This is a genomic window from Pseudomonas sp. GL_117, assembly GCF_057835125.1.
Genome location: NZ_CM174418.1, coordinates 2023836 through 2045849 on the forward strand (window position 1 = coordinate 2023836; position 22014 = coordinate 2045849).

At 60.8% G+C, this 22014-nt stretch carries 21 protein-coding genes; 13 read left to right on the forward strand and 8 right to left on the reverse strand.

The window, feature by feature from the left end:
- Positions 1-177 precede the first annotated feature (177 nt).
- The 4 genes from sucC to AC3ISR_RS09220 all read left to right on the forward strand — a co-directional run bounded on the left by sucC (position 178) and on the right by AC3ISR_RS09220 (position 4941).
- Positions 178-1344, forward strand: a complete 1167-nt coding sequence (gene sucC / locus AC3ISR_RS09205) for an ADP-forming succinate--CoA ligase subunit beta (RefSeq protein WP_003233235.1) — start codon at positions 178-180, stop codon at positions 1342-1344.
- Positions 1344-2225 (forward strand): succinate--CoA ligase subunit alpha, encoded by an 882-nt coding sequence (gene sucD, locus AC3ISR_RS09210; protein ID WP_071496227.1) that lies wholly within the window; start codon positions 1344-1346, stop codon positions 2223-2225. Before sucC ends, sucD begins: the two co-directional genes overlap by 1 nt.
- A 417-nt stretch (positions 2226-2642) precedes the next feature.
- Positions 2643-3956 carry a branched-chain amino acid transport system II carrier protein gene (gene brnQ / locus AC3ISR_RS09215; protein ID WP_192298826.1) on the forward strand — a complete coding sequence of 438 codons (1314 nt, stop codon included), beginning with the start codon at positions 2643-2645 and terminating at the stop codon, positions 3954-3956.
- A gap of 247 nt (positions 3957-4203) precedes the next feature.
- Positions 4204-4941, forward strand: a complete 738-nt coding sequence (locus AC3ISR_RS09220) for a DUF599 domain-containing protein (RefSeq protein ID WP_192298827.1) — start codon at positions 4204-4206, stop codon at positions 4939-4941.
- A gap of 89 nt (positions 4942-5030) precedes the next feature.
- On the opposite strand, the gene AC3ISR_RS09225 is transcribed toward AC3ISR_RS09220, so the two are convergent.
- Positions 5031-5282: a hypothetical protein gene (locus AC3ISR_RS09225; RefSeq protein ID WP_192298828.1), complete on the reverse strand. Its 252-nt coding sequence runs from the start codon at positions 5280-5282 to the stop codon at positions 5031-5033.
- A gap of 158 nt (positions 5283-5440) precedes the next feature.
- Between AC3ISR_RS09225 and AC3ISR_RS09230 the strand changes: the two genes are divergently transcribed.
- The 4 genes from AC3ISR_RS09230 (at position 5441) to AC3ISR_RS09245 (ending at position 9149) form a co-directional block, all read left to right on the forward strand.
- The gene (locus AC3ISR_RS09230) at positions 5441-5917 is read left to right on the forward strand and encodes a PaaI family thioesterase (RefSeq protein ID WP_463984311.1); all 477 of its coding nucleotides are present in this window, start codon (positions 5441-5443) and stop codon (positions 5915-5917) included.
- Positions 5914-6366, forward strand: a complete 453-nt coding sequence (locus AC3ISR_RS09235; RefSeq protein WP_192298830.1) for a PaaI family thioesterase — start codon at positions 5914-5916, stop codon at positions 6364-6366. The genes AC3ISR_RS09230 and AC3ISR_RS09235 overlap by 4 nt, the downstream gene beginning before the upstream one ends.
- Positions 6367-6455: 89 nt before the next feature.
- Entirely contained in the window at positions 6456-8360 is a 1905-nt protein-coding gene (htpG, locus tag AC3ISR_RS09240; RefSeq protein WP_192298831.1) for a molecular chaperone HtpG, read from the forward strand.
- Positions 8361-8426: 66 nt separating this feature from the next.
- Entirely contained in the window at positions 8427-9149 is a 723-nt protein-coding gene (locus AC3ISR_RS09245; protein ID WP_463984310.1) for a dienelactone hydrolase family protein, read from the forward strand.
- Positions 9150-9245: 96 nt separating this feature from the next.
- On the opposite strand, the gene AC3ISR_RS09250 is transcribed toward AC3ISR_RS09245, so the two are convergent.
- The 7 genes from AC3ISR_RS09250 to AC3ISR_RS09280 all read right to left on the reverse strand — a co-directional run bounded on the left by AC3ISR_RS09250 (position 9246) and on the right by AC3ISR_RS09280 (position 17776).
- A complete protein-coding gene (locus AC3ISR_RS09250; protein WP_192298833.1) occupies positions 9246-10112 on the reverse strand; it encodes a pirin family protein in 867 nt (288 codons plus the stop codon).
- 64 nt (positions 10113-10176) lie between these two features.
- Entirely contained in the window at positions 10177-10593 is a 417-nt protein-coding gene (locus AC3ISR_RS09255; RefSeq protein WP_192298834.1) for an OsmC family protein, read from the reverse strand.
- Between the two features lie 237 nt (positions 10594-10830).
- Positions 10831-12051, reverse strand: coding sequence for a beta-ketoacyl-ACP synthase I (fabB, locus tag AC3ISR_RS09260; RefSeq protein WP_192298835.1), 1221 nt, complete (start codon positions 12049-12051; stop codon positions 10831-10833).
- 11 nt (positions 12052-12062) lie between these two features.
- Positions 12063-12578, reverse strand: a complete 516-nt coding sequence (gene fabA / locus AC3ISR_RS09265; RefSeq protein WP_010211704.1) for a 3-hydroxyacyl-[acyl-carrier-protein] dehydratase FabA — start codon at positions 12576-12578, stop codon at positions 12063-12065.
- A 248-nt stretch (positions 12579-12826) separates the two neighbouring features.
- Positions 12827-14728: an ATP-binding protein gene (locus AC3ISR_RS09270; protein WP_192298836.1), complete on the reverse strand. Its 1902-nt coding sequence runs from the start codon at positions 14726-14728 to the stop codon at positions 12827-12829.
- On the reverse strand, positions 14725-15654 hold the full coding sequence (locus AC3ISR_RS09275; protein ID WP_489324700.1) for an ABC transporter substrate-binding protein: 930 nt from the start codon (positions 15652-15654) through the stop codon (positions 14725-14727). Before AC3ISR_RS09275 ends, AC3ISR_RS09270 begins: the two co-directional genes overlap by 4 nt.
- Position 15655: 1 nt before the next feature.
- On the reverse strand, positions 15656-17776 hold the full coding sequence (locus tag AC3ISR_RS09280) for a TonB-dependent receptor plug domain-containing protein (protein WP_463984309.1): 2121 nt from the start codon (positions 17774-17776) through the stop codon (positions 15656-15658).
- Between the two features lie 195 nt (positions 17777-17971).
- On the opposite strand from AC3ISR_RS09280, the gene AC3ISR_RS09285 reads away from it, so the two are divergent.
- The 5 genes from AC3ISR_RS09285 (at position 17972) to AC3ISR_RS09305 (ending at position 22011) form a co-directional block, all read left to right on the forward strand.
- On the forward strand, positions 17972-18997 hold the full coding sequence (locus AC3ISR_RS09285; RefSeq protein WP_192298838.1) for an NAD(P)H-dependent glycerol-3-phosphate dehydrogenase: 1026 nt from the start codon (positions 17972-17974) through the stop codon (positions 18995-18997).
- A 10-nt stretch (positions 18998-19007) separates the two neighbouring features.
- A complete protein-coding gene (locus tag AC3ISR_RS09290; protein WP_192298839.1) occupies positions 19008-19355 on the forward strand; it encodes a DUF4389 domain-containing protein in 348 nt (115 codons plus the stop codon).
- Positions 19352-19801, forward strand: coding sequence for a phosphohistidine phosphatase SixA (gene sixA, locus AC3ISR_RS09295; protein ID WP_489324701.1), 450 nt, complete (start codon positions 19352-19354; stop codon positions 19799-19801). The genes AC3ISR_RS09290 and sixA overlap by 4 nt, the downstream gene beginning before the upstream one ends.
- An 85-nt stretch (positions 19802-19886) precedes the next feature.
- Positions 19887-21536: an AMP-binding protein gene (locus tag AC3ISR_RS09300; RefSeq protein WP_489324702.1), complete on the forward strand. Its 1650-nt coding sequence runs from the start codon at positions 19887-19889 to the stop codon at positions 21534-21536.
- A 31-nt stretch (positions 21537-21567) separates the two neighbouring features.
- A complete protein-coding gene (locus tag AC3ISR_RS09305; protein WP_192298842.1) occupies positions 21568-22011 on the forward strand; it encodes a hotdog fold thioesterase in 444 nt (147 codons plus the stop codon).
- Positions 22012-22014 lie beyond the last annotated feature (3 nt).

Consider the following 22014-nt stretch of genomic DNA (forward strand, 5'->3'; position numbering starts at 1 on the left):
TTGCCCGTCGTGAGCCTTGTGCGCAAGACTCACCGCGGAATATCCGCTGGACGCAGCCTTGCGCAGCTTTACGGGCCTTGAGCCCCGCAAGTTGCGCAAGCAGCAGTCACAGGTGGCGCGGCACTCATAATGAGCGCAGCGCCGAATGCGCAGTACCTAACGAAGACGGTAAAAAGCATGAATCTTCACGAGTATCAGGGTAAGCAGCTGTTCGCTGAATACGGCCTGCCAGTATCCAAGGGCTACGCAGTAGACACCCCGGAAGCAGCAGCAGAAGCTTGCGACAAAATCGGTGGTACCGAGTGGGTTGTCAAAGCCCAGGTCCACGCTGGTGGTCGCGGTAAAGCGGGCGGCGTTAAGCTGGTTCGCAGCAAAGAAGACGCCAAGGCCTTCGCACAGCAGTGGCTGGGCAAGCGTCTGGTGACTTACCAGACTGATGCCAATGGCCAGCCAGTCACCAAGATCCTGGTTGAATCGTGCACTGATATCGCTAAAGAGCTGTACCTGGGCGCTGTCGTTGACCGTTCGAGCCGTCGCATCGTGTTCATGGCTTCCACCGAAGGTGGCGTGGACATCGAGAAGATCGCTCACGAAACCCCAGAAAAAATTCTGAAAGCCACTATCGATCCACTGGTTGGCGCTCAGCCATTCCAGGGTCGCGAGCTGGCTTTCCAGTTGGGCCTGGAAGGCAAGCAAGTTGCCCAGTTCGCCAAGATCTTCGTTGGTCTGGCCAAACTGTTCCAGGATCACGATCTGGCCCTGCTGGAAGTGAACCCGCTGGTGATCAAGGCCGACGGCGATCTGCATTGCCTCGATGCCAAGATCAACATCGACGCCAACGCCATGTACCGTCAGCCTAAGCTGAAGACTTTCCACGATCCGTCGCAAGACGATCCGCGCGAAGCGCACGCTGCCAAGTTCGAACTGAACTACGTAGCCCTGGAAGGTAACATCGGTTGCATGGTCAACGGTGCTGGCCTGGCCATGGGTACCATGGACATCGTCAACCTGCATGGCGGCAAACCAGCCAACTTCCTCGACGTGGGCGGTGGTGCTACCAAAGAACGCGTAACCGAAGCTTTCAAGATCATCCTGTCCGACTCCAACGTCGCTGCAGTACTGGTCAACATCTTCGGCGGCATCGTTCGTTGCGACATGATTGCCGAAGGCATCATCGGTGCAGTGAAAGAAGTCGGCGTTAAAATCCCGGTTGTTGTTCGCCTTGAAGGCAACAACGCTGAACTGGGCGCTAAAGTACTGGCAGAAAGCGGTTTGAACATCATCGCGGCTACCAGCCTGACCGACGCTGCTCAACAAGTTGTCAAAGCTGCGGAGGGCAAATAATGAGCGTCCTGATCAATAAAGACACCAAAGTTATCTGCCAGGGTATTACCGGTTCCCAAGGTAGTTTCCACACCCAGCAAGCCATCGAATACGGCACCAAGATGGTTGGTGGTGTAACTCCTGGTAAAGGCGGCACCGAACACCTGGGTCTGCCAGTGTTCAACACCGTGAAAGATGCTGTAGCTGCCACTGGCGCCACTGCCAGCGTGATCTACGTTCCAGCTCCTTTCTGCAAGGACTCGATCCTGGAAGCAGCATTCGGCGGCATCAAGCTGATCGTGTGCATCACCGAAGGCATTCCTACCCTGGACATGCTGGACGCTAAAGTTAAGTGCGACGAGCTGGGTGTTACCCTGATCGGCCCTAACTGCCCAGGCGTGATCACTCCAGGCGAATGCAAGATCGGCATCATGCCAGGTCACATTCACTTGCCAGGTAAAGTCGGTATCGTTTCCCGTTCCGGCACCCTGACCTACGAAGCGGTCAAGCAGACCACTGACGCCGGTTTCGGTCAGTCGACTTGCGTCGGCATCGGCGGTGACCCGATCCCAGGCTCGAACTTCATCGACATCCTGAAACTGTTCCAGGAAGACCCGAAGACCGAAGCGATCGTGATGATCGGTGAGATCGGCGGTTCGGCTGAAGAAGAAGCGGCTGCCTACATCAAGGCACACGTGACCAAGCCGGTTGTTTCCTACATCGCTGGTGTGACTGCCCCTGCTGGCAAGCGCATGGGCCATGCTGGCGCAATCATCTCTGGCGGCAAAGGCACTGCAGACGAGAAATTCGCTGCGCTGCAAGACGCAGGCGTTAAAACCGTGCGTTCGCTGGCAGACATCGGCAAGGCCCTGGCCGAGCTGACCGGTTGGGCTGTCAAGTAAGCCTCGCGCTTAACTGACGCTTCACCAACACAAAGGCCACCTTCGGGTGGCCTTTGTGCATTCTGGATCTGGTGAAGATCAAAAATGTGGGAGCGGGCTTGCTCGCAAATGCGGAGTGTCAGATTCAGATAAGTTGACTGATACACCGCATTCGCGAGCAAGCCCACACACACATTGGGTTGGTCTGCCAGGTTAAGTATGAAAACGCGACATTTGGATGTCGCTTATCGGACAGTGCGCCCCGCAACAGTGCGCTTGTCAGCCAAATTCTGTACCCTAGCCGCCTCTTTATGCGTGTGCCTCCCAAAAGGAAGCCCCGCGCTAGACCGGTCGACCCCCATCAGGGTCGACAGTAGTTCCCTCATCCACAGGGAATCCCTCTCTAAATTCCGATTCAGTAGTGTGGTATTTCCCGAAATGAAAGTGTTGAAAAGCCAGGATGTCCTGGCGCTGGGCTTTATGACCTTTGCCCTGTTCGTGGGCGCCGGCAACATCATCTTCCCGCCTATCGTAGGTTTGCAGTCCGGGCCTCATGTCTGGATGGCAGCGCTGGGCTTCCTCATCACCGCAGTGGGTTTGCCGGTGGTTACCGTGATCGCCCTGGCCAAGGTCGGCGGCGGTATGGACGCGTTGAGCAGCCCGATCGGCAAGATCGCCGGTGGCCTGCTCGCGGCGGCGGCGTATCTGGCGGTAGGGCCGCTGTTCGCCACCCCGCGTACCGCGACCGTGTCCTTTGAAGTGGGCCTGGCGCCGCTGACTGGTGAAAGCCCGCTGGCACTGTTGCTCTACAGCTCGGTGTACTTCCTGGTGGTGTTCTTCGTTTCCCTGTATCCGGGGCGTTTGCTGGACACCGTTGGGCGTTTCCTGGCACCGCTGAAGATCATCGCGCTGGCCGTGCTCGGCATTGCCGCGTTTGCCTTGCCGGCCGGTGACGTGGGCGTCGCTACCCCCGAATATGTCGCTGCACCGTTTTCCCAAGGCTTTATCCAGGGCTACCTGACCATGGATACCCTGGGCGCCCTGGTGTTTGGCATCGTGATTGTCAATGCCATCCGCTCCCGTGGCGTCGAGTCGCCGAAGCTCATCACCCGTTACGCCATCATTGCGGGCTTGATTGCCGGCGTGGGCCTGGCCCTGGTGTACTTCAGCCTGTTCCGCCTGGGCTCGGGCAGCCATGCCGTTGCCGCCGGTGCCAGTAACGGCGCAGCGGTGCTCCACGCTTACGTGCAACACACCTTTGGTTCCCTGGGCAGCGGCTTCCTGGCGGTGCTGATCTCCCTGGCTTGCCTGGTGACAGCTGTAGGCCTGACCTGTGCCTGCGCCGAGTACTTCAGCCGTATCCTGCCGCTGTCCTACAAGACGCTGGTGGTGATTCTGGCGCTGTTCTCGCTGTTCGTGTCCAACCTGGGCCTGACCAAGCTGATCGCGTTCTCGATCCCGGTACTGACGGCAATCTACCCGCCGTGCATCGTGCTGGTGGCGTTGAGCTTCTGCAAAGATTTCTGGCAGGAGCAGGGCCGTATCGTGGGGCCGGTGATGCTGGTGTCGTTCATCTTTGGCTGCATCGATGCGCTCAAAGGCGCTGGTCTGGCCGACTGGATGCCGTCGCAATTGGCGCACCTGCCGCTGAGCGAGCAGGGCCTGGCGTGGCTGGTGCCGTCGGCATTGACCCTGATAGTGGCGTTTGGGGTTGATCTTCTGCTCGGCAAGCGCAGCGAAGCGATCGCTTGATCGCCTAAATGCTCTACCGAAATGCCCCGTATCAATCGATACGGGGCATTTTTTTTGAGTGTCAGGCAGTGTCTTTTCGCCTGGGCTAACGTCGAACAGGTTAAGAAAAATTCAAGTTGAAACGCGGTCAGTGTGGGAGCTGGCTTGCCTGCGATAGCGGACTGTCAGTTGGCACAACAGTGACTGAGTAGGCGCCATCGCAGGCAAACCAGCTCCCACACTGATCGCGCTCGTCATAGGGGCCCGCATGTCGTTCATCGAAACCAATCAGATCCACCTGCTTGCCGCCTTCTGGTTCGCCTTGTGCTGGGGTGGCTACACCCGCTATGCCACCTGGAAGGCCCGGGACACGGCCTGCCTGGCCAGTGTGCTGCATCTGTATCGCGAAGACTGGATGCGCCGCATGCTGATGCGCGACAACCGCATCGCCGACGCCAGCGTGATCGGCAACCTGGAACGTAACGCCTCGTTCTTCGCTTCCAGCACCTTGATCATCCTCGCCGGTATTCTCACGGTGCTGGGCGCCTCGGAGCGGGCGGTGTCGCTGTTGGCGGACATTCCGATGGTGCAGCAGGCGTCCCAGGGTATGTCGGAAATCAAGTTGCTGTGCCTGGCACTGGTGTTCGTCTACGCCTTCTTCACCTTTAGCTGGTGCATGCGCCAGTACAACTTTGCGGCAGTGCTGGTGGGGTCTGCGCCGATGATCGGTGAGCGGCACGTGTCCGAGCAGGAGCGTCAGGCGTTCGCCCTGCGAGCGGCCCGCGTGATTTCCATGGCAGCCAACCAATTCAACTTTGGCCTGCGCTCTTACTACTTCGGCATGACCATGCTGGCGTGGTTTGTCAGCCCCTGGTTGTTCATGCTGATGAGCAGCGGGGTGGTGCTGGTGCTGTATCGCCGGGAGTTTCATTCCGACGTACTGCAAGTGATGGTGTTTACTCCGACCGATACGGCACAGCCGGAGGCGGTTAAAGAGCTGGCTTGATTAACGTTTCAGCTCAAACAGCAGCCGCAAAAAAGCCCGCAATCTAAGCGGGCTTTCTTTTTGCAGTCAGGCTATTTCAAACCGCGGTCTCAAGAACCGGTGGCTGGAGTAGCAGGTGCTGCTTCTTTTGCGGCGGCGGCGTTCGATTCAGCCTGAGCTTTGGCAGCTTCGGCGTTTTCTTTCGCAGCGTCGTTCACTTTATCCTGAGCCTTCGACATGTCTTTCTGAGCTTGCTCGGAATGTGCAGCAGCGTCTTGGGCTTTGTCTTCGGATTTTTTGTCGCAGGCAGCCAGACCGAGGGCAGCGGCCAGCATCATGGAAATAGCTAAAGTCTTGCGCATGGGTTGTTTCTCCTTATTGAAGATATCTACTGGCCTTTCGAGCATGGGGCTCCAGCATTAGTTCCTTTTGTTTCACAGATATATAAACCACTGACTTAAAGGAACTTTTTCCAGCGCCACCGATAGCCTCGATCAACACTAATAAGAGTCTCGAACGAATGACCGAAAACCCTTTGTTAGAGCGCGCGGCGCGCTTTGTATCGGCCTTGCGCCATTGCCAGGTGCTGGGCATTACCGCCCATGGGGCCAGCGGGGAGGGTATTACGCTGCACATGCCGTATGCCCCGCACCTGGTCGGCGACCCGCACACCGGCGTGATCCACGGCGGCGCCTTGACCTCCTTGATGGACACCGCTTGCGGCATGGCGACCCTGTGCGTCCTGCCGGAGTTCGAGGTGTGTCCAACCCTCGACCTGCGCATCGACTACATGCATCCCGCCGAACCCCACAAGCCGGTGTACGGCTTCGCCCAATGCTACCGGGTCACCACCGACGTGATCTTTACCCGCGGCTTCGCCTATCAGGATGACCCGCAGCAACCCATCGCCCATGTGGTGGGCACGTTCATGCGTATGGGCAAGCGGCTTAAAGGCACACAAGGATTGGGCAGCACCATCCAGGGAGCACAGGCATGACCCATCGATTCAAGACCCGCCTGGAACAGGCCCACGCACGCGGCAACTATGCAGCGCTGCTGGAGCAGATCCCCTACGCCAGACTGATCGGCATCGAATGCACCCGTTTGGGCGATGAGTTGCTGTTTCGCTTGCCGGCCAGTAAGGACAATATTGGTAACCCCATATTACCGGCGCTCCACGGCGGCGTAATTGCAGGCTTCATGGAGTTGTCGGCGGCGCTGCACCTGCTGGTGTTCACCGGCGCGCCGGGGTTGCCGAAAATCATCGATTTCTCCCTGGATTACCTGCGCGCGGGCCAGTTTCGCGACACTTACGCCAAATGCCAGGTGTGGCGTCAGGGCCGACGGGTGGCGAATGTCGCGATCACTGCGTGGCAGAGCACCGCGGCGGAACCGATTGCCACTGCCCGTGCGCATTTCAAAATCGAGGAAGCGAGCCGCCCTTGAAATCCCTGTCTTAGCCCCCAACTTTGATGACAACCCGCCGCCAACCCTCAAGGGCGCGGCCACTGCCATCCAATTGGAGTTTGATGACCATGAGTGTGGAAACTCAAAAGGAAACCCTGGGCTTCCAGACCGAGGTGAAGCAGCTGCTGCACCTCATGATCCATTCGCTGTATTCCAACAAGGAAATTTTCCTTCGCGAATTGATCTCGAACGCCTCTGACGCCGTCGACAAATTACGTTTCGAAGCCCTGTCCAAGCCTGAGTTGCTGGAAGGTGGCGCCGAACTGAAAATCCGCGTGAGCTTCGACAAGGACGCCAACACCGTCACCCTCGAAGACAACGGTATCGGCATGAGCCGTGAAGACGCGATTACCCATCTGGGTACCATCGCCAAATCCGGCACTGCTGATTTCATGAAGAACCTGTCGGGTGACCAGAAGAAGGATTCGCACCTGATCGGCCAGTTCGGCGTGGGCTTCTACTCGGCCTTTATCGTTGCCGACAAAGTTGAAGTATTCAGCCGTCGTGCCGGCCTCGCTGCCAGCGAAGGCGTGCACTGGTCGTCCAAGGGTGAGGGCGAATTTGAGATCGCCACTATCGAAAAGGCCGACCGCGGTACCCGCATCGTGCTGCACTTGAAGTCTGGTGAAGATGAGTTCGCCGACGGTTACCGTCTGCGCAACATCATCAAGAAGTACTCCGACCACATCCCTCTGCCGATCGAGCTGCCGAAAGAAAAGGCTGCCGTCGAAGGCGAGGAACAGCCTGAGCAGGAATGGGAAACCGTTAACCGCGCCAGCGCCCTGTGGACCCGTCCGCGTACCGAGATCAAGGACGAGGAATATCAGGAGTTCTACAAACACATCGCTCACGACTACGAAAACCCGCTGAGCTGGAGCCACAACAAGGTCGAAGGCAAGCTGGAATACAGTTCGCTGCTCTACGTGCCGACCCGTGCGCCGTTCGACCTGTACCAGCGCGAAGCGCCCAAAGGCCTCAAGCTCTACGTGCAGCGCGTGTTCGTGATGGACCAGGCGGAATCCTTCCTGCCGCTGTACCTGCGCTTTATCAAAGGCGTGGTCGACTCCAATGACCTGTCGCTGAACGTATCGCGGGAAATCCTGCAGAAAGACCCGATCATTGACTCCATGAAGTCGGCGCTGACCAAGCGCGTGCTCGACATGCTGGAAAAACTGGCGAAGAACGAGCCTGAGCAATACAAAAGCTTCTGGAAAAACTTCGGCCAGGTCATGAAAGAAGGCCCGGCTGAAGATTTCGCCAACAAAGAAAAAATCGCCGGCCTGTTGCGTTTTGCTTCCACTCAGGGCGACGACGGCGAGCAGGTGGTGTCCCTGGCCGAGTACCTGGCACGCGCCAAGGAAGGTCAGGACAAGATCTACTACTTGACCGGCGAGAAGTACGAAGCAGTCAAGGACAGCCCGCACCTGGAAGTCTTCCGCAAGAAAGGCATCGAAGTGCTGCTGCTGACCGATCGTATCGATGAGTGGCTGATGAGCTACCTCAGCGAGTTCGACGGCAAGTCTTTCGTCGACGTGGCTCGTGGTGACCTGAACCTGGGGAACCTGGACTCCGAAGAAGAGAAGAAAGAAGCCGAAGAAGTCGCCAAGGCCAAAGAAGGCCTGGTTGAGCGTATCAAGGCGTCCCTGGGCGATGCGGTCAGTGAAGTGCGGGTTTCCCACCGGCTGACCGACTCCCCGGCGATCCTGGCCATCGGCGAGCAGGATCTGGGCCTGCAGATGCGTCAGATCCTTGAAGCCAGCGGTCAGAAGGTTCCGGATTCCAAGCCGATCTTCGAATTCAACCCGGCTCACCCGCTGATCGAGAAACTCGACGGCGAGCAGAACGAAGAGCGGTTTGGCGACCTGTCGCACATCCTCTTCGACCAGGCGGCCCTGGCCGCTGGCGACAGCTTGAAAGATCCGGCCGCCTATGTGCGCCGCCTGAACAAGCTGTTGGTTGAACTGTCGGTCTGACACCGTTGTAGAAAAGCCCGCTTCGGCGGGCTTTTTCGTTCTAGTGCACCTCAACTGGAGTAAATGATGAGCCAAGTCACTGTGCGTTCCGTGGTCTATCAGATTGATGGCCAGTCCTACGAAAGCCGCCTGGCGTTCGATGCCAGCCACAAGGGTTCGCTGCCGGGCCTGTTGATGGCGCCGAACTGGATGGGGGTGAGTGCGGGTGCCGAGGAGATCGCCAAGAGCGTGGCCAGCAAAGGCTACGTGGTGCTGATCGCCGACCTGTATGGGCAAACCGTGCGCCCTTCGAATGGCGATGAAGCCGGTGCGGCGATGATGCCGCTCAAGCAAGACAACCCGGCGCTGATCAAACGCTTGCAGGCGGCCTTTGCGCAACTGCAGGGCCAGGCCGAGGTGGATACCTCGAAGCTGGCGACCTTTGGTTTCTGCTTTGGCGGTTTCTGTGCGCTGGAACTGGCGCGTACCGGAGCGCCGTTGAAGGCTGCCGTGTCGTTCCACGGCACTCTCGACACCCAGAACCCGGCAGGCGCCAAGCACATCCAGGGTTCAGTGCTGGTGCTGCACGGTGCGTCCGATCCATTGGTGCCGAGAGAGCAACTGCCCGCGTTCGAAGAGGAAATGAACGCAGCCGGTGTAGATTGGCAATTGCTGAGCTACGGCGGTGCGGTGCATTCCTTCACCGATCCGCATGCGAACGTGCCGGGCAAGATGATGTATGACGCGAAGACCGCCAAGCGGGCGTTCAAGTCGATGCATGATTTGTTGGATGAAGTGTTCCAGGGCTGATTGTTCAGCGCCTGTGCTGGCCTCATCGCAGGCAAGCCTGCTCCCACATTTGAATGTATTCACACATCAAAATGTGGGAGTGGGGCCCCGCGATGGCTATCTCACCGGCAACTCTATCCTGTCTGTTTCACCGGGCACCGTCGGCCAATCCCCCGCCGCCCAACGCTGCCGCGCCTGCTCGATAACCGCCGGATCGCTCGCGACAAAATTCCAATTGATCCGCCGCGGCCCATCCAGTGGCGCGCCGCCACATATCACCAGGTGGCAATCCGTCTCGGCAAACAACGCCATCTCCTGGCCTGCCGGCAACACCGCCAGGCTGTGCACCTCCAGCGTCTCACCGTCCAATTGCGCTTCGCCTGCCAGCAGGTACACCGCGCGTTCCTCATGCTCATCCGGAATCAGCAGGGTCGTGGCCGTCTGCATCCGCACTTCGGCATACAGCGTCGGCGACAGCACCGGCACCGGTGATTTCAGGCAGAAGCCATTGCCGGCGATCAGCCGGATCTGCACCCCCAGGTTGTCACTCACCGGCAGGCTCGCCGCCGGGTGGTGGCTGTAATGCCCCGGCCCGGTTTCGTGGTCCCTCGGCGAGGCCAGCCACACTTGCAGCCCGTGCAGGCTGAAACCGCTGGCCTGGAGCGCTGCGGGGGTACGTTCGACGTGGGCAATCGCGCTGCCGGCGGTCATCCAGCTGACATCGCCGGCCTGCACCACCTGGTCCGAACCGAGGCTGTCCTTGTGCTGCAAGGCGCCTTCGAACAGGTAGGTGAGGGTCGACAGGCCGATGTGCGGGTGCTGGCGGATATTCATGCCGCTGCCCGGTGCGTATTGGGTGCGCAGCATATGGTCGAAAAACACGAAGGGCCCGACACTGCGGCATTCACGCGATGGCAGCGGGCGCAGGATCGGCTGGCCTTCGACATCTTCGGGGCGAGGGCGGATCACGGTAAGGGTGGTCATGGTGCATCCCAGTCTGAGCGGGTTGGATGCCGTTGAGCATAACCCGCTCGGGAGGATGTTGCTGTTACTGGCTGAACGCGCCTTCGGACAATTGCGTGTCGATGCTGATCTCGGCCGTCGTCATCAGCTTGTGCACCGGGCAGCGGTCGGCCACGCGGTGCAGTTCATCGCGCTGGGCGTCGGTGAGCACGCCCTTGAGGGTCAGCTTGACGTTGAGCTTGTATTTGCCTTTCTGCTCTTCAGTTGCGTCGTGGGTGACTTCCACGGTCACGCCGGTGAGCGGGATGTCTTTCTTTTGCGCATAGAGCTTGACCGTCAATGCCTTGCACGAGGCCAGGGCGGCGTCGAAGTAGTCGTGGGGGGAGGGCGCCGAGTCATCGCCGCCCAGGCTCTTGGGCAGGTCGGTGAACAGCTCGTGGTTGTCGATGTTCAGGCTGTGGCGAAAGTTGTCGTGGTTGAGCGTATTGACGGTAACAGGCATGGCGAACCTCACAAGGGGGCAGGATGAAGGTCATGCAGTTATAGAGCATGGCGGCGTTCGGGTGTTCCATGTTTTCTACAATCACTTTCGCCGCGATTGTGTTAGGGGTGTATATCGCGTTTTCGTCTTAGCCAGATTCGCGCAATTGCAGCAGGCGCTCTTGCCACATGGATTTCATACCCCCATGAAAAAGCCCCGAACCAGTCGGGGCTTTTTCATGCAATCAAGCTACAGGCCTTACTTGCCCTGCCAGCGTTTCAGCACCAGGGTGGCGTTAGTGCCACCGAAGCCGAAGCTGTTGCTCATCACGGTGTCGATTTTTGCGTTTTCACGGGTCTTGGTCAGGATCGGCATATCAGCAACGGCTGGGTCCAGCTCGTCGATGTTGGCCGAACCCGCCATGAAGTTGCCTTCCATCATCAGCAGGCAGTAGATCGCTTCGTGAACGCCGGCGGCGCCCAAGGAGTGGCCGGACAGGCTCTTGGTGGAGCTGATGGCCGGGGCCTTGTCACCGAATACCGCGCGCACGCCTTCCATTTCCTTGGCGTCGCCGACCGGGGTCGAAGTGCCGTGGGTGTTCAGGTAGTCGATTGGGGTATCCACGGTGGACATGGCCATCTGCATGCAACGGATGGCGCCTTCACCGCTTGGGGCAACCATGTCGTAGCCGTCGGAAGTGGCGCCGTAACCGACGATTTCCGCGTAGATCTTCGCGCCACGGGCCAGGGCGTGTTCCAGCTCCTCGACCACTACCATGCCGCCACCGCCGGCAATGACGAAACCGTCACGCTTGGCGTCGTAGGCGCGGGAGGCCTTCTCTGGGGTTTCGTTGTACTGGGTGGACAGGGCGCCCATGGCGTCGAACAGGAACGATTGGCTCCAATGCTCTTCTTCACCGCCGCCGGCGAATACGATGTCCTGCTTGCCCAACTGGATCTGCTCAACGGCAGTACCGATGCAGTGAGCACTGGTGGCGCACGCGGAGGAGATCGAGTAGTTCACGCCCTTGATCTGGAACGGCGTGGCCAGACAGGCCGAAACGGTGCTGCCCATGGTCCGTGTGACACGGTACGGGCCAACGCGCTTCACGCCTTTTTCGCGCAGGATGTCCAGCGCTTCCATCTGGTTCAGGGTCGATGCGCCGCCGGAACCTGCGATCAGGCCGGTGCGTACGTTGGAAACCTGGTCTTCGCTCAGGCCGGAGTCGGCGATGGCGTCTTTCATGGCCAGGTAGGCGTAGGCGGCAGCGTGGCCGACGAAGCGATAGATCTTGCGATCGATCAGTTCTTCGAGGGGCAGGTCGATGGAGCCGGAAACCTGGCTACGCAGACCCATTTCGGCATATTCCGGGTTGAAGCGGATGCCAGGGCGACTTGCACGCAGGTTAGCGGTGACGGTCTCTTTGTCATTGCCCAGGCAAGAAACGATGCCCAGACCAGTGATAACGACGCGGCGCATGCGGATAACCCTTAAAAGTTGTCAGTGGAAGTGAATACGCCGACCCGAAGGCCTTCGGCAGTATAGATCTCGCGACCGTCGACGCTCACCGAACCATCGGCGATGGCCAGGTTCAGCTTGCCCTTGAGGACGCGCTTGATTTGAATGTTGTAGGTGACTTTCTTGGCGGTCGGCAGGACCTGGCCAAAGAACTTCACTTCGCCCGAACCCAGGGCGCGACCGCGGCCCGGCAGACCCTGCCAGCCAAGGAAGAAGCCGACCAGCTGCCACATGGCGTCGAGGCCCAGGCAGCCTGGCATTACAGGATCGCCTTCGAAATGGCAGGCGAAGAACCACAGGTCCGGGGTGATATCCAGCTCGGCGACCAATTCACCTTTGCCGTACTTGCCACCCTCTTCGCTGATATGGGTGATGCGATCCACCATCAGCATGTTCGGGGCGGGCAGTTGCGCGTTACCTGGGCCGAACAGCTCACCGCGACTGCAGCGCAGCAGGTCTTCCCGGGTAAAGGCGTTTTGTTTGGTCATGCGAGCTCCTCAATAATCCCATGCGGCAGGGTAGGGTAGATCTTCCCGAACCGACTGAAGCGTTACGCTTCATACCGGCAGCCTACACATAGACTATTGCGTTGTAGTGAAAGTCACAGCGGCAAGGCACTGAATGTACACTTGTTCACTGAAATTTTAAACCGGGCCTGTTTATCGGTCCGTTTGGGTGCCTAAGACTGCCGCACTTTCGTCTTTCACGCCAGTCGGAGTTGGCTGATGGCGCGGCGCTATTGCACCCAGCGCTGCAGAATTTGCTGCAAATCCGTGCGTTTGAATGGCTTGGCCAGGTAATCGTTCATTCCGGCGGCGAGGCACGCTTCGCGGTCGCCCTGCAAGGCGTTGGCGGTCAGGGCGATGATCGGCAGGTCGGCGCAGCCCGGCAGTTGACGGATTTGCCGGGTCGCCTCGTAGCCGTCGACCAACGGCAGTCGGCAGTCCATCAGGATCGCGGTGAAAATCAGGCTCTCGGCACTGCGGATCGCCTCGGCGCCATCGATGGCCAGGCTCACTTCAAAGCCCAGGCTGCGCAGCATGGCTTCGACCACGGTGCGGTTGACCGGGTTGTCTTCCACCAGCAGCACATGGCGGCCATCACCGGCACTGTTTTTACCTTCGCTGTCATGGGCAATCTTCGGCAGGTATTGCTGGTCGATGGCCAACGGGATTTCCAGGGTAAACACCGAACCACGGCCTTCTTCGCTCTGCGCCCGCAAGGTGCCGCCCATGCGTTCGGCCAGGGTGCGGGCGATCGGCAGGCCCAGGCCGGTGCCGCCGTAACGTCTTGAAATGGAACTGTCGGCCTGCTGGAACGCATCGAACATCAGCTCCAGGCGCTCGGCCGAAATGCCGATGCCGCTGTCGCGCACGGTGCAGGTAAACCACAACAGCTCGTGATCGAGGACCTGCCACTGGGGCTCGATGGTCACCGTGCCGTGTTCGGTGAATTTCAGTGCGTTGCCGATCAGGTTCACCAGGATCTGCCGGATTCGCGTCGGATCGCCCTGTACCTGCAGCGCCTCGATCCCCGCCGGAATCGGCAGCTCCAAGGTCAGCCCGCGTTGCTGGGCGCTGTGCTGGAAGGACTGGGCGCAGCTGTTGATCAGGTCTGCCAGGTTGAACGGAATATGCTCCAGCTCCAGGGCGGCACGTTCGATACGCGAGAAGTCGAGAATATCGTTGATCACCTTGAGCAGATGTTCGGTGGATTCGGACGCCAGTGCCGCGTACTCGGTCTGCTCCTCGGTCATCTCGGTGGTTTCCAGCAGCTGCAACATGCCCAGCACGCCGTTCATCGGCGTGCGCAGCTCATGGCTCATCATTGCGAGGAAATCCGACTTGGCGTTGTTCGCCCGCTCCGCTTCCTCACGGGTCTGGATCAACTGCGCCATGGCCTGGTGCTGCTCGCGGCTGGCCTGGTTGAGGCCTTCGGCCAGGTTGTTGATATGCCGCGACAGGTCGCCCAATTCCGAGTCATCGACAATCGGCAGCGGCGTTTTGTAGTCGCCTTGCTGGATTGCCTTGACCGCATTGCCCATGGCGCTGATCGGCTGCGACAGGCTCGCCGCCAGACGGCGTGCCAGCAGAAAGGTGAATAGCAGGGCAAACATCGCCAGGATGCCGGCCTTGAGCAGGATTTCCTGCTGGCGCTGGCTGAACGCATCGTTGGACATGCCGACGATCACCCGGCCCAGATAATCCGCACGCGGCGCCTTGGGTTCGTTGAGGTTGTCCTGGAAAAAGTCATTGCCCAGTTGGATATGCTGCAAGCGGATCGGCGCCTGGAAGACTTTGACCGACAGCGAGCGGTCATGTCTTTCCGACGGCTGCTCGACGTACACCAGGATGTTTTCGGCACTGTCCTGGATCTCCAGGAAACGCACGTGGGGCGTGGCCAGTGTCGCGCGCAACAGGCTTTCCAGCACATCGTTGTTGCCGGAAATCACCCCGTACTCAGTGGCAGGTGCCAACTGGTTGGCGATCAATTGGCCGGTGTGGTCGAGTTCCTGGCGCAGGTCCTGGATCCGCACGAAGGTAAAGAAACTGATCAACAGCAGCGTCAGCAACAGCGCCGGGCCCAGAGTGATGAGTTGGGTGCGGGTGTTGATGTCCCAACGACGGCGTAAGGTCATGGGCGTTTTTCTCCTGCGGCCAGCCGGGCGGCGACGTCGCGTTCATCGACCTCTTCGAGCCCCAGCGAACGTGCGACTTGCGGGTTGCCCGCGACTTTGAAATGTTCCGGGTACAGCGTGCGCGGCCAGGTGGCCGGTGGCTGGTCGAGCAGGCGGTCGAGCACCGCCAGCCAATCGGCCTGATCGCTGTAGGTACTGGCCAGGCTGCCAGCGCGGACAAACCCGGCGTTGGGCCCCACCAGCGGCAATTGCCGGGCGTAGCTGCTCAACAGCAGGTTCTTCACGGTTTTCGGGTTGTACAGCTGCGGGTCATCAAGGCCGAGCAGCACGTCGCTGCTCTTGAACAGGTTTTGCAGCGGGCGACTGTCGTTGGTGTTGTCCCACAGCTGTGGCACCACCTCCAGGCCCATGGACTTGGCGTACTCGCGCACCTCTTGCAGCAGGAATTCGCTGTCGGCGGCGTAGAGCACGCCGATGCGCCGGGCCTGGGGCAGGATGTGGGTGATCAGGCGCAGTTGGCGCGCTAGCGGCGGGTCGCTCCAGAGCAGGCTGATCCGCGCCGGAAGATGGTTGCCCAGGCGTTGCCGCGCTTGCAGGCGGCTAATGCGCAGCACCAGGGTCGGAGGGCCCAGGCTGTCTTGCAGGCGCCAGTCGAGGCCGGCCAGGTCCAGCAGGATCAGGTGCGTGGCCGCAGGCAGGCGGCTCGGCGCGGGCAGGTCCTTGAGCGGGGTGAAGGTCACGCGGTCTTCCGGGCGCTCTTTGGCCAGGGCGTCGACGAAGGCCTGCACGCCGGCACCGTCTTCGGCGGCGGTGAGCAGGATGTCGGCACTCCACGCTGGCGTGCTCGGCAGCAGGCACGCCAGCAGCAGGGCGCGCCGCCAAAGCCTGAGTATTGAGAGGAGGGTCATCCTTGACTGTGCGCCCATGTCAGAACTCTAACTCGGCGCTGAAGTAGAGCACGTGGCGGTGGTCGTAATTGTTGTCGGCCCAGGTGGTGGGCTGGTTATCGAGGCGTTGTTGCAACATGCCGGCCAGCTCCACGTTGGCTTTGCCCAGGGCAATGCGCTTGGCCACCCGCAGGTCGACCCGTTCGAAGCGATATTGATTGAGTGCGTCGTCGCCATAGTAGAACAGCGCGCTGGACCAACCCTGGCCCCATTCCCGCAGCCAGCCGGCCGAACCGCTGTTACGCGCGGTCTGGGCTTTGTCCCGGGGGTTGCTGGTGGTGGCGTCGACGTAAGCATAGGTCAGCCGCAGGCGGTCGGCGCTGCTCATGCGCCAGTCGAACTGCGATTCGGCACCGGTAAACCGCGAACTGTTGGCGTTGCTGGCGATGAACTGGTTGTTGCGCAGCGGCGAGCTGATCATCTCGGTGATCTCGTCGTAGAACAGCTTCACGTCGAGGTTCAGCCCGAGGTCGGCGAAGAAGCCGTTGTAGCCCAGTTCCCGCGAGCGCATCAGCTCTTTGTCGAGGTTGCCCGGGCCGCGTGTCACCACGAAGTACTGGCCGGAATTCTGCCCGTAGGTCGGCGAACTGAGGTTGGTGACGCGGTAGCTCCAGTTGACGTTGTTTTCGAACATGTCCGGCGAACGGATCGCCTCGGAGTACACCGCACGCAGGCCGTGGCGCGGGTTGATCAGGTAGTTGACCGCCACCCGTGGCGTCAGCGAGCTGCCACTGAGGTGGGTGTCTTCGAACATCGCGCCGCCCTGCAACAACCAGTGTTCGCTGGCACGCCACTCCAACTGGCCGAACAGGCGCCAGGTGGTGTCGTCCAGGGTGCCGTTGAAGTAGGTGTCGGAGTCGGCGCGGTCATAGCGATAATTCACACCGCTGACCAGGCGCAGGCTGTCGGACAGGCTCAGGGTGTCCTGGATCTCCAGGTCGTAGCGGTTTTCACGGGTACTCTGGTTGATGTCGCCGCACACGCTCTGGCTGGCACCGTTGCGCCACTGGTCCAGGACCTGGTTACCCAGTGCTTGCTCGTCGGCGCTGCCGGGCGGGGCGACACCCTGGCTGTAGCTGTCCATGTGCCGTGCCAGTTGCTCGGCATAGTTGGGATTGAGTTGCCACAGGCGCGTCAGTTCCGGGCTGAACGAGACCTTGGCGTCGCAGGCCTTCCAGATCTGCCGGCGATCCCACTGCTGGGCAGAGCCCTGGATATACAGGCTGTGCTCGGGATTGAAATCGAAGTTCCAGCGCAGGGAGCCGGCGTAGTCCTTGGCGGTGACGTCCGAATTGTCGCCACCTTCGGTAATCCCCGCGAATACCGGCATGTAGGTGTAGGGCCGCTGGTTGGTCCCTTCCTTGGCATTCAGCTGCCAGTCGATGCTTTGTTGCGCGTTCAACGTCTGGCTCACGGCCAGGCTGAAGCGGTTGAGACGGCGACTGTCACGGCGGTCGGCGCCGGCGGCATCGCTGTCAAAGCCGTCGTCCTGTTGCCCCGACAGCGACAGGCGCAAGTCGCCAGTGTCCCAGCGCACGCCCTGGCTGGCGTAGAAGTCGTTGATCCCGCGTTCGCCACGGATGACCTTGACCCGCGTGCCCTGGCTGTTGGCCGGCGAGCGAGTGAGGATATTGACCACCGCCATCAGCGCGTTGGCGCCGTAACTCACGGTATTGGGGCCGCGGAATACTTCGATGCGCTCGATGTCTTCCATCGCCACTGGAATGTCGCTCCAGTCCACGGTCGCCAGGCCTGCGCGGTACACCGAGCGTCCGTCGATCAACACCTGCATGCGTCGCGCATCGCTGGCGCTGGTGCCGTGGTAGTTCACCGCCGCCTGGTTGCCGGTGGTGTAGCCGACCATCATCCCCGGCACCAGGCGCAGCAGCTCGCTGATGTCCCGCGCGCCGCTGGCCTTGATCAACTCGCTGTCGATCACGGTCATGCTGCCCGGCACGGCCGCCGCCGATTGCTTCAGGCGCGTCGCGGTCAGGACCTGCGGCAACGGCTGGTTGTCGAGGAACAGATCGTCGGCCATGGCCGCGCCGCTGCACAGCAGCAGCCACAACACTGATGAACGGGAAGGAGGGCCCAAATACACGGAACGGCCTTGATAATGACGGATAGCCGCCCATGTTAACTGAGGTCGGGCCTTTTGCCAGTCGTAGGACTTGCAATTACTTCACACGGGTGTGGCATTTTCCGACATGTGAACGAATTGACACGGGGGCTGGCCGCAAGCGGGTCGCCCCGTATAATGCGGCCATCGCCATTGGTATGGATTAACGGATTGCATATGACTGAACAGCGCCCTATTGCGGTCCTTGGAGGCGGAAGTTTTGGCACCGCCGTGGCTAACCTGCTGGCGGAGAACGGCCACGTGGTACGCCAGTGGATGCGTGATCCCGAGCAGGCCGAAGCCATCCGGGTGCACCGCGAAAATCCCCGTTACCTTAAAGGCATCAAGATCCACCCGGCGGTCGAGCCCGTGACGGACTTGCTGGCGACACTGACGGACTGCGACCTGTGCTTCGTCGCGCTGCCGTCCAGCGCGTTGCGCACGGTACTGGCGCCCCACGCCGAGCGCCTGGCGGGCAAGCTGCTGGTCAGCCTGACCAAGGGCATCGAGGCGCAGACCTTCATGCTGATGAGCGAAATCCTCGCCGAGATCGCTCCCCAGGCGCGTATTGGCGTGCTGTCCGGGCCGAACCTGGCGCGGGAAGTCGCCGAACACGCGCTGACCGCCACGGTCATCGCCAGTGAAGACGAAGAGCTGTGCGAGCGCGTGCAGGCGGTGTTGCACGGGCGTACCTTCCGCGTCTACGCCAGTGGCGACCGGTTTGGCGTCGAGTTGGGCGGTGCGTTGAAAAACGTCTACGCGATCATCGCCGGCATGGCGGTGGCGCTGGGCATGGGCGAAAACACCAAGAGCATGCTGATCACCCGCGCCCTGGCCGAGATGACCCGCTTTGCGGTGAACCAGGGCGCCAACCCGATGACCTTTCTCGGGCTGGCGGGCGTGGGCGACTTGATCGTCACCTGCTCGTCGCCGAAAAGCCGCAACTACCAAGTCGGTTTCGCCCTGGGCCAGGGCTTGAGCCTGGAAGACGCGGTGACGCGCCTGGGCGAAGTGGCCGAAGGCGTCAACACTCTCAAGGTCCTCAAGGCCAAGGCCCAGGAAGTCGGGGTGTACATGCCGTTGGTTGCCGGGTTGCATGCGATCCTGTTTGAAGGGCGTACCTTGAACCAGGTGATCGAACTGTTGATGCGCGCCGAACCGAAAACCGATGTCGACTTTATTTCCACCAGCGGTTTCAACTGAGGAACGCGTCATGAACGATCCGAAAGCAGCGCCCAAGTACGAATCCATTGTCCTGCGCATCCTGTGGATGCTGGTGTTTGCCCTGGTGTGGCAAGTCGCGCAGTTCCTGCTCGGCGCGTTGGTGGTGGTGCAGTTGATCTACCGCTTGATCTACGGCGCGCCCAACCTGGGCCTGATGAACTTTGGCGATAGCCTCAGCCAGTTCCTTGCGCAGATCGGCCGTTTCGGCAGCTTCCATACCGAGCAAAAGCCCTGGCCGTTCGCCGATTGGCCCACCCCGCGCGCACCCGAGGGCGAAGCCGCCCACAGCGTGCCGCCGGCACCGCACCCGGTGCGTGATGAAGAGCCGAAACTGTGAAGCTGTGGATTCTGCGCCACGGTGAAGCCGAAGGGCACGCCCGCACGGATGCCGAGCGCAATCTCACCGAGCACGGTCGCGGCGAAGTGTTGCGCAGCGCCGCGCACCTGATCGGCCAGCCTATCAGCGCAATCATCGCCAGCCCCTATGTGCGGGCGCAGCAGACCGCGCAACTGGTGCACCAGGCGCTCGGCTTTGAGCCACAGATCCGTACGGTGCCGTGGCTGACCCCCGAGGGCAATCCGTTGCAGGTGCTGGAACACCTCGACACGGATGACAATGTGCTGCTGGTCAGCCACCAGCCGTTGGTGGGCAGCCTGATCAGCTTTTTGCAACACGGCCATCAGCGCCAGCCGCAACCGATGCACACCGCAAGCCTCGCGGAACTGGAAGGGGATTTCCCGCTGGCGGGGCTGATGAGCCTGGTCAGCGTCAAGAATCCGTAGGATGGATCGCGGCTTTGTGTGTGATATATAGTCAACCAAGCAAGTGCTTGGTTGGCTATGATCGGACCACACAGGAGCGCGTCCCATGCCCGTCGCTTTTCGTTTGCCGTTGCAGGTCTTCTTTGAACGCGAAGCGCGCCATCCGCGCCAGACTTTCCTGGTGCAGCCGGTCGGCGGCGGCGAAGTGCAACGCCTGTCCTGGGCCGAGGTGGGCCATCAGGCCCGTTGCGCCGCGCAGTGGCTGCGCGCCCGCGAGTTGCCCCACGGTTCGCACATCGCCCTGATCTCGAAAAACTGCGCGCACTGGATCATTGCCGACCTGGCGATCTGGATGGCCGGGCACGTCTGCGTCCCCCTTTACCCCAACCTCACCGCCGATTCCGTCGCCCATGTGCTGACGCACTCCGAGGCAGCGCTGGCGTTTATCGGCAAGCTGGACGACTGGCCCGCGATGGCACCGGGCGTGCCGAAGGGGGTGCCGACCATTAGCCTGCCGCTATGCCCGGTGGGCGCGTTCGATTTCCGCTGGGCCGACTTGCAGGCCTGCTCGCCGATCCAGGATAACCCCACGCCTGCGGCGTCGGACCTCGCGACCATCATCTATACCTCCGGCACCACCGGCTTGCCCAAGGGTGTGATGCACAGCTTCGGCGCCCTGGGGTTCGCGGCCACGCGCGGCACTGAATTATTTGGGCTGGGGGAGGGCGACCGCTTGTTGTCGTACTTGCCGCTGTGCCATGTGGCCGAACGGATGTTTGTGGAAATGGCGGCCATCTATACCGGGCAAACAGTATTTTTCGCGCAAAGCCTCGATACGTTTCTGACTGACCTGCGCCGGGCGCGGCCGACGGCGTTGTTTGGCGTGCCACGTATCTGGACCAAATTCCAGCTGGGCGTCTACGCCAAGATCCCGCAAAAACGCCTCGACCTGCTGTTGCGCCTGCCATTTATCGGTAAGCGCATCGGCCATAAAGTGCTGGCGGGCCTCGGCCTGGATCAGTTGCGCATTGCCCTGTCCGGTGCGGCGCCCGTGCCCGAAGCACTGCTGCGCTGGTATCAGCGCCTGGGCCTGGATGTGCTGGAGGTGTATGGCATGACCGAGAGCTGCGGCTACTCCCATGTGTGTCGTCCCGGCCAGCAGACAATCGGCTGGATCGGCCTGCCGTGCCCTGGGGTTGAAGTGCGCATCGACGCCTCGGGCGAAGTGCAGGTGCGCAGTGGCGCGACCATGCTCGGCTATTTCAAGGACCCCGAGAAAACCGCCGAGACCCTGACTGCCGACGGCTTTCTGCGTACCGGCGACAAGGGCGAGCAGGATGCCGACGGCCGCCTGCGCCTGACCGGGCGGCTCAAGGAAATCTTCAAGACCAGCAAAGGCAAATATGTGGCGCCGGCGCCGATTGAAAACCGCCTGGCCGAACACGCGCACATCGAGCAGGTGTGCGTGGTCGGCGATGGCCTGGGCGCGCCGATAGGCTTATGCGTGCTGTCGACGCTGGACCTCGATCGGCAAACCCTGCGCGCCAACCTGGAGCGCTGGCTGGAACAGGTCAACCAGGCGCTGGATAAACATGAGCGCCTGGGCCAGTTGGTGGTGGTCAAGGACAGCTGGGCAGTGGAGAACGGGTTCCTGACGCCGACCCTGAAGATCAAGCGCAACGTGATCGAATCGACTTACGGTGCACATTTGCAAACCTGGAGCGAGCGTTCCGAATCGGTTCTGTGGCAGGATTAGGCTCATCATAAAACAGACAAGGACTACTCCCATGGGCTTGTGGCGCACCCAACCGAACATCGAACAACTCAACGCGATCCAGAAAAACACCATCGGTGAACTGCTGGATATTCGCTTCGAAAGCTTCGACGACGAATCCCTGACGGCCAGCATGGTGGTCGACCCGCGCACCCATCAGCCCTATGGCCTGCTGCACGGTGGCGCCTCGGTGGTACTGGCGGAAAGCGTCGGCTCCATGGCGGCCTACCTGTGCATTGATGCCAGCAAGTTCTATTGCGTGGGTCTGGAGGTCAACGCCAACCACCTGCGCGGTGTGCGCAACGGGCGGGTCACGGCGGTGGCGCGAGCGATCCACATCGGGCGTACCACCCAGGTATGGGACATCCGCTTGACCAATGATGAAGGCAAAACCAGCTGCGTCTCGCGCCTGACCATGGCCGTGGTGCCCCTGGGCGAGCAGCCGCCGGCGCGATAGGCG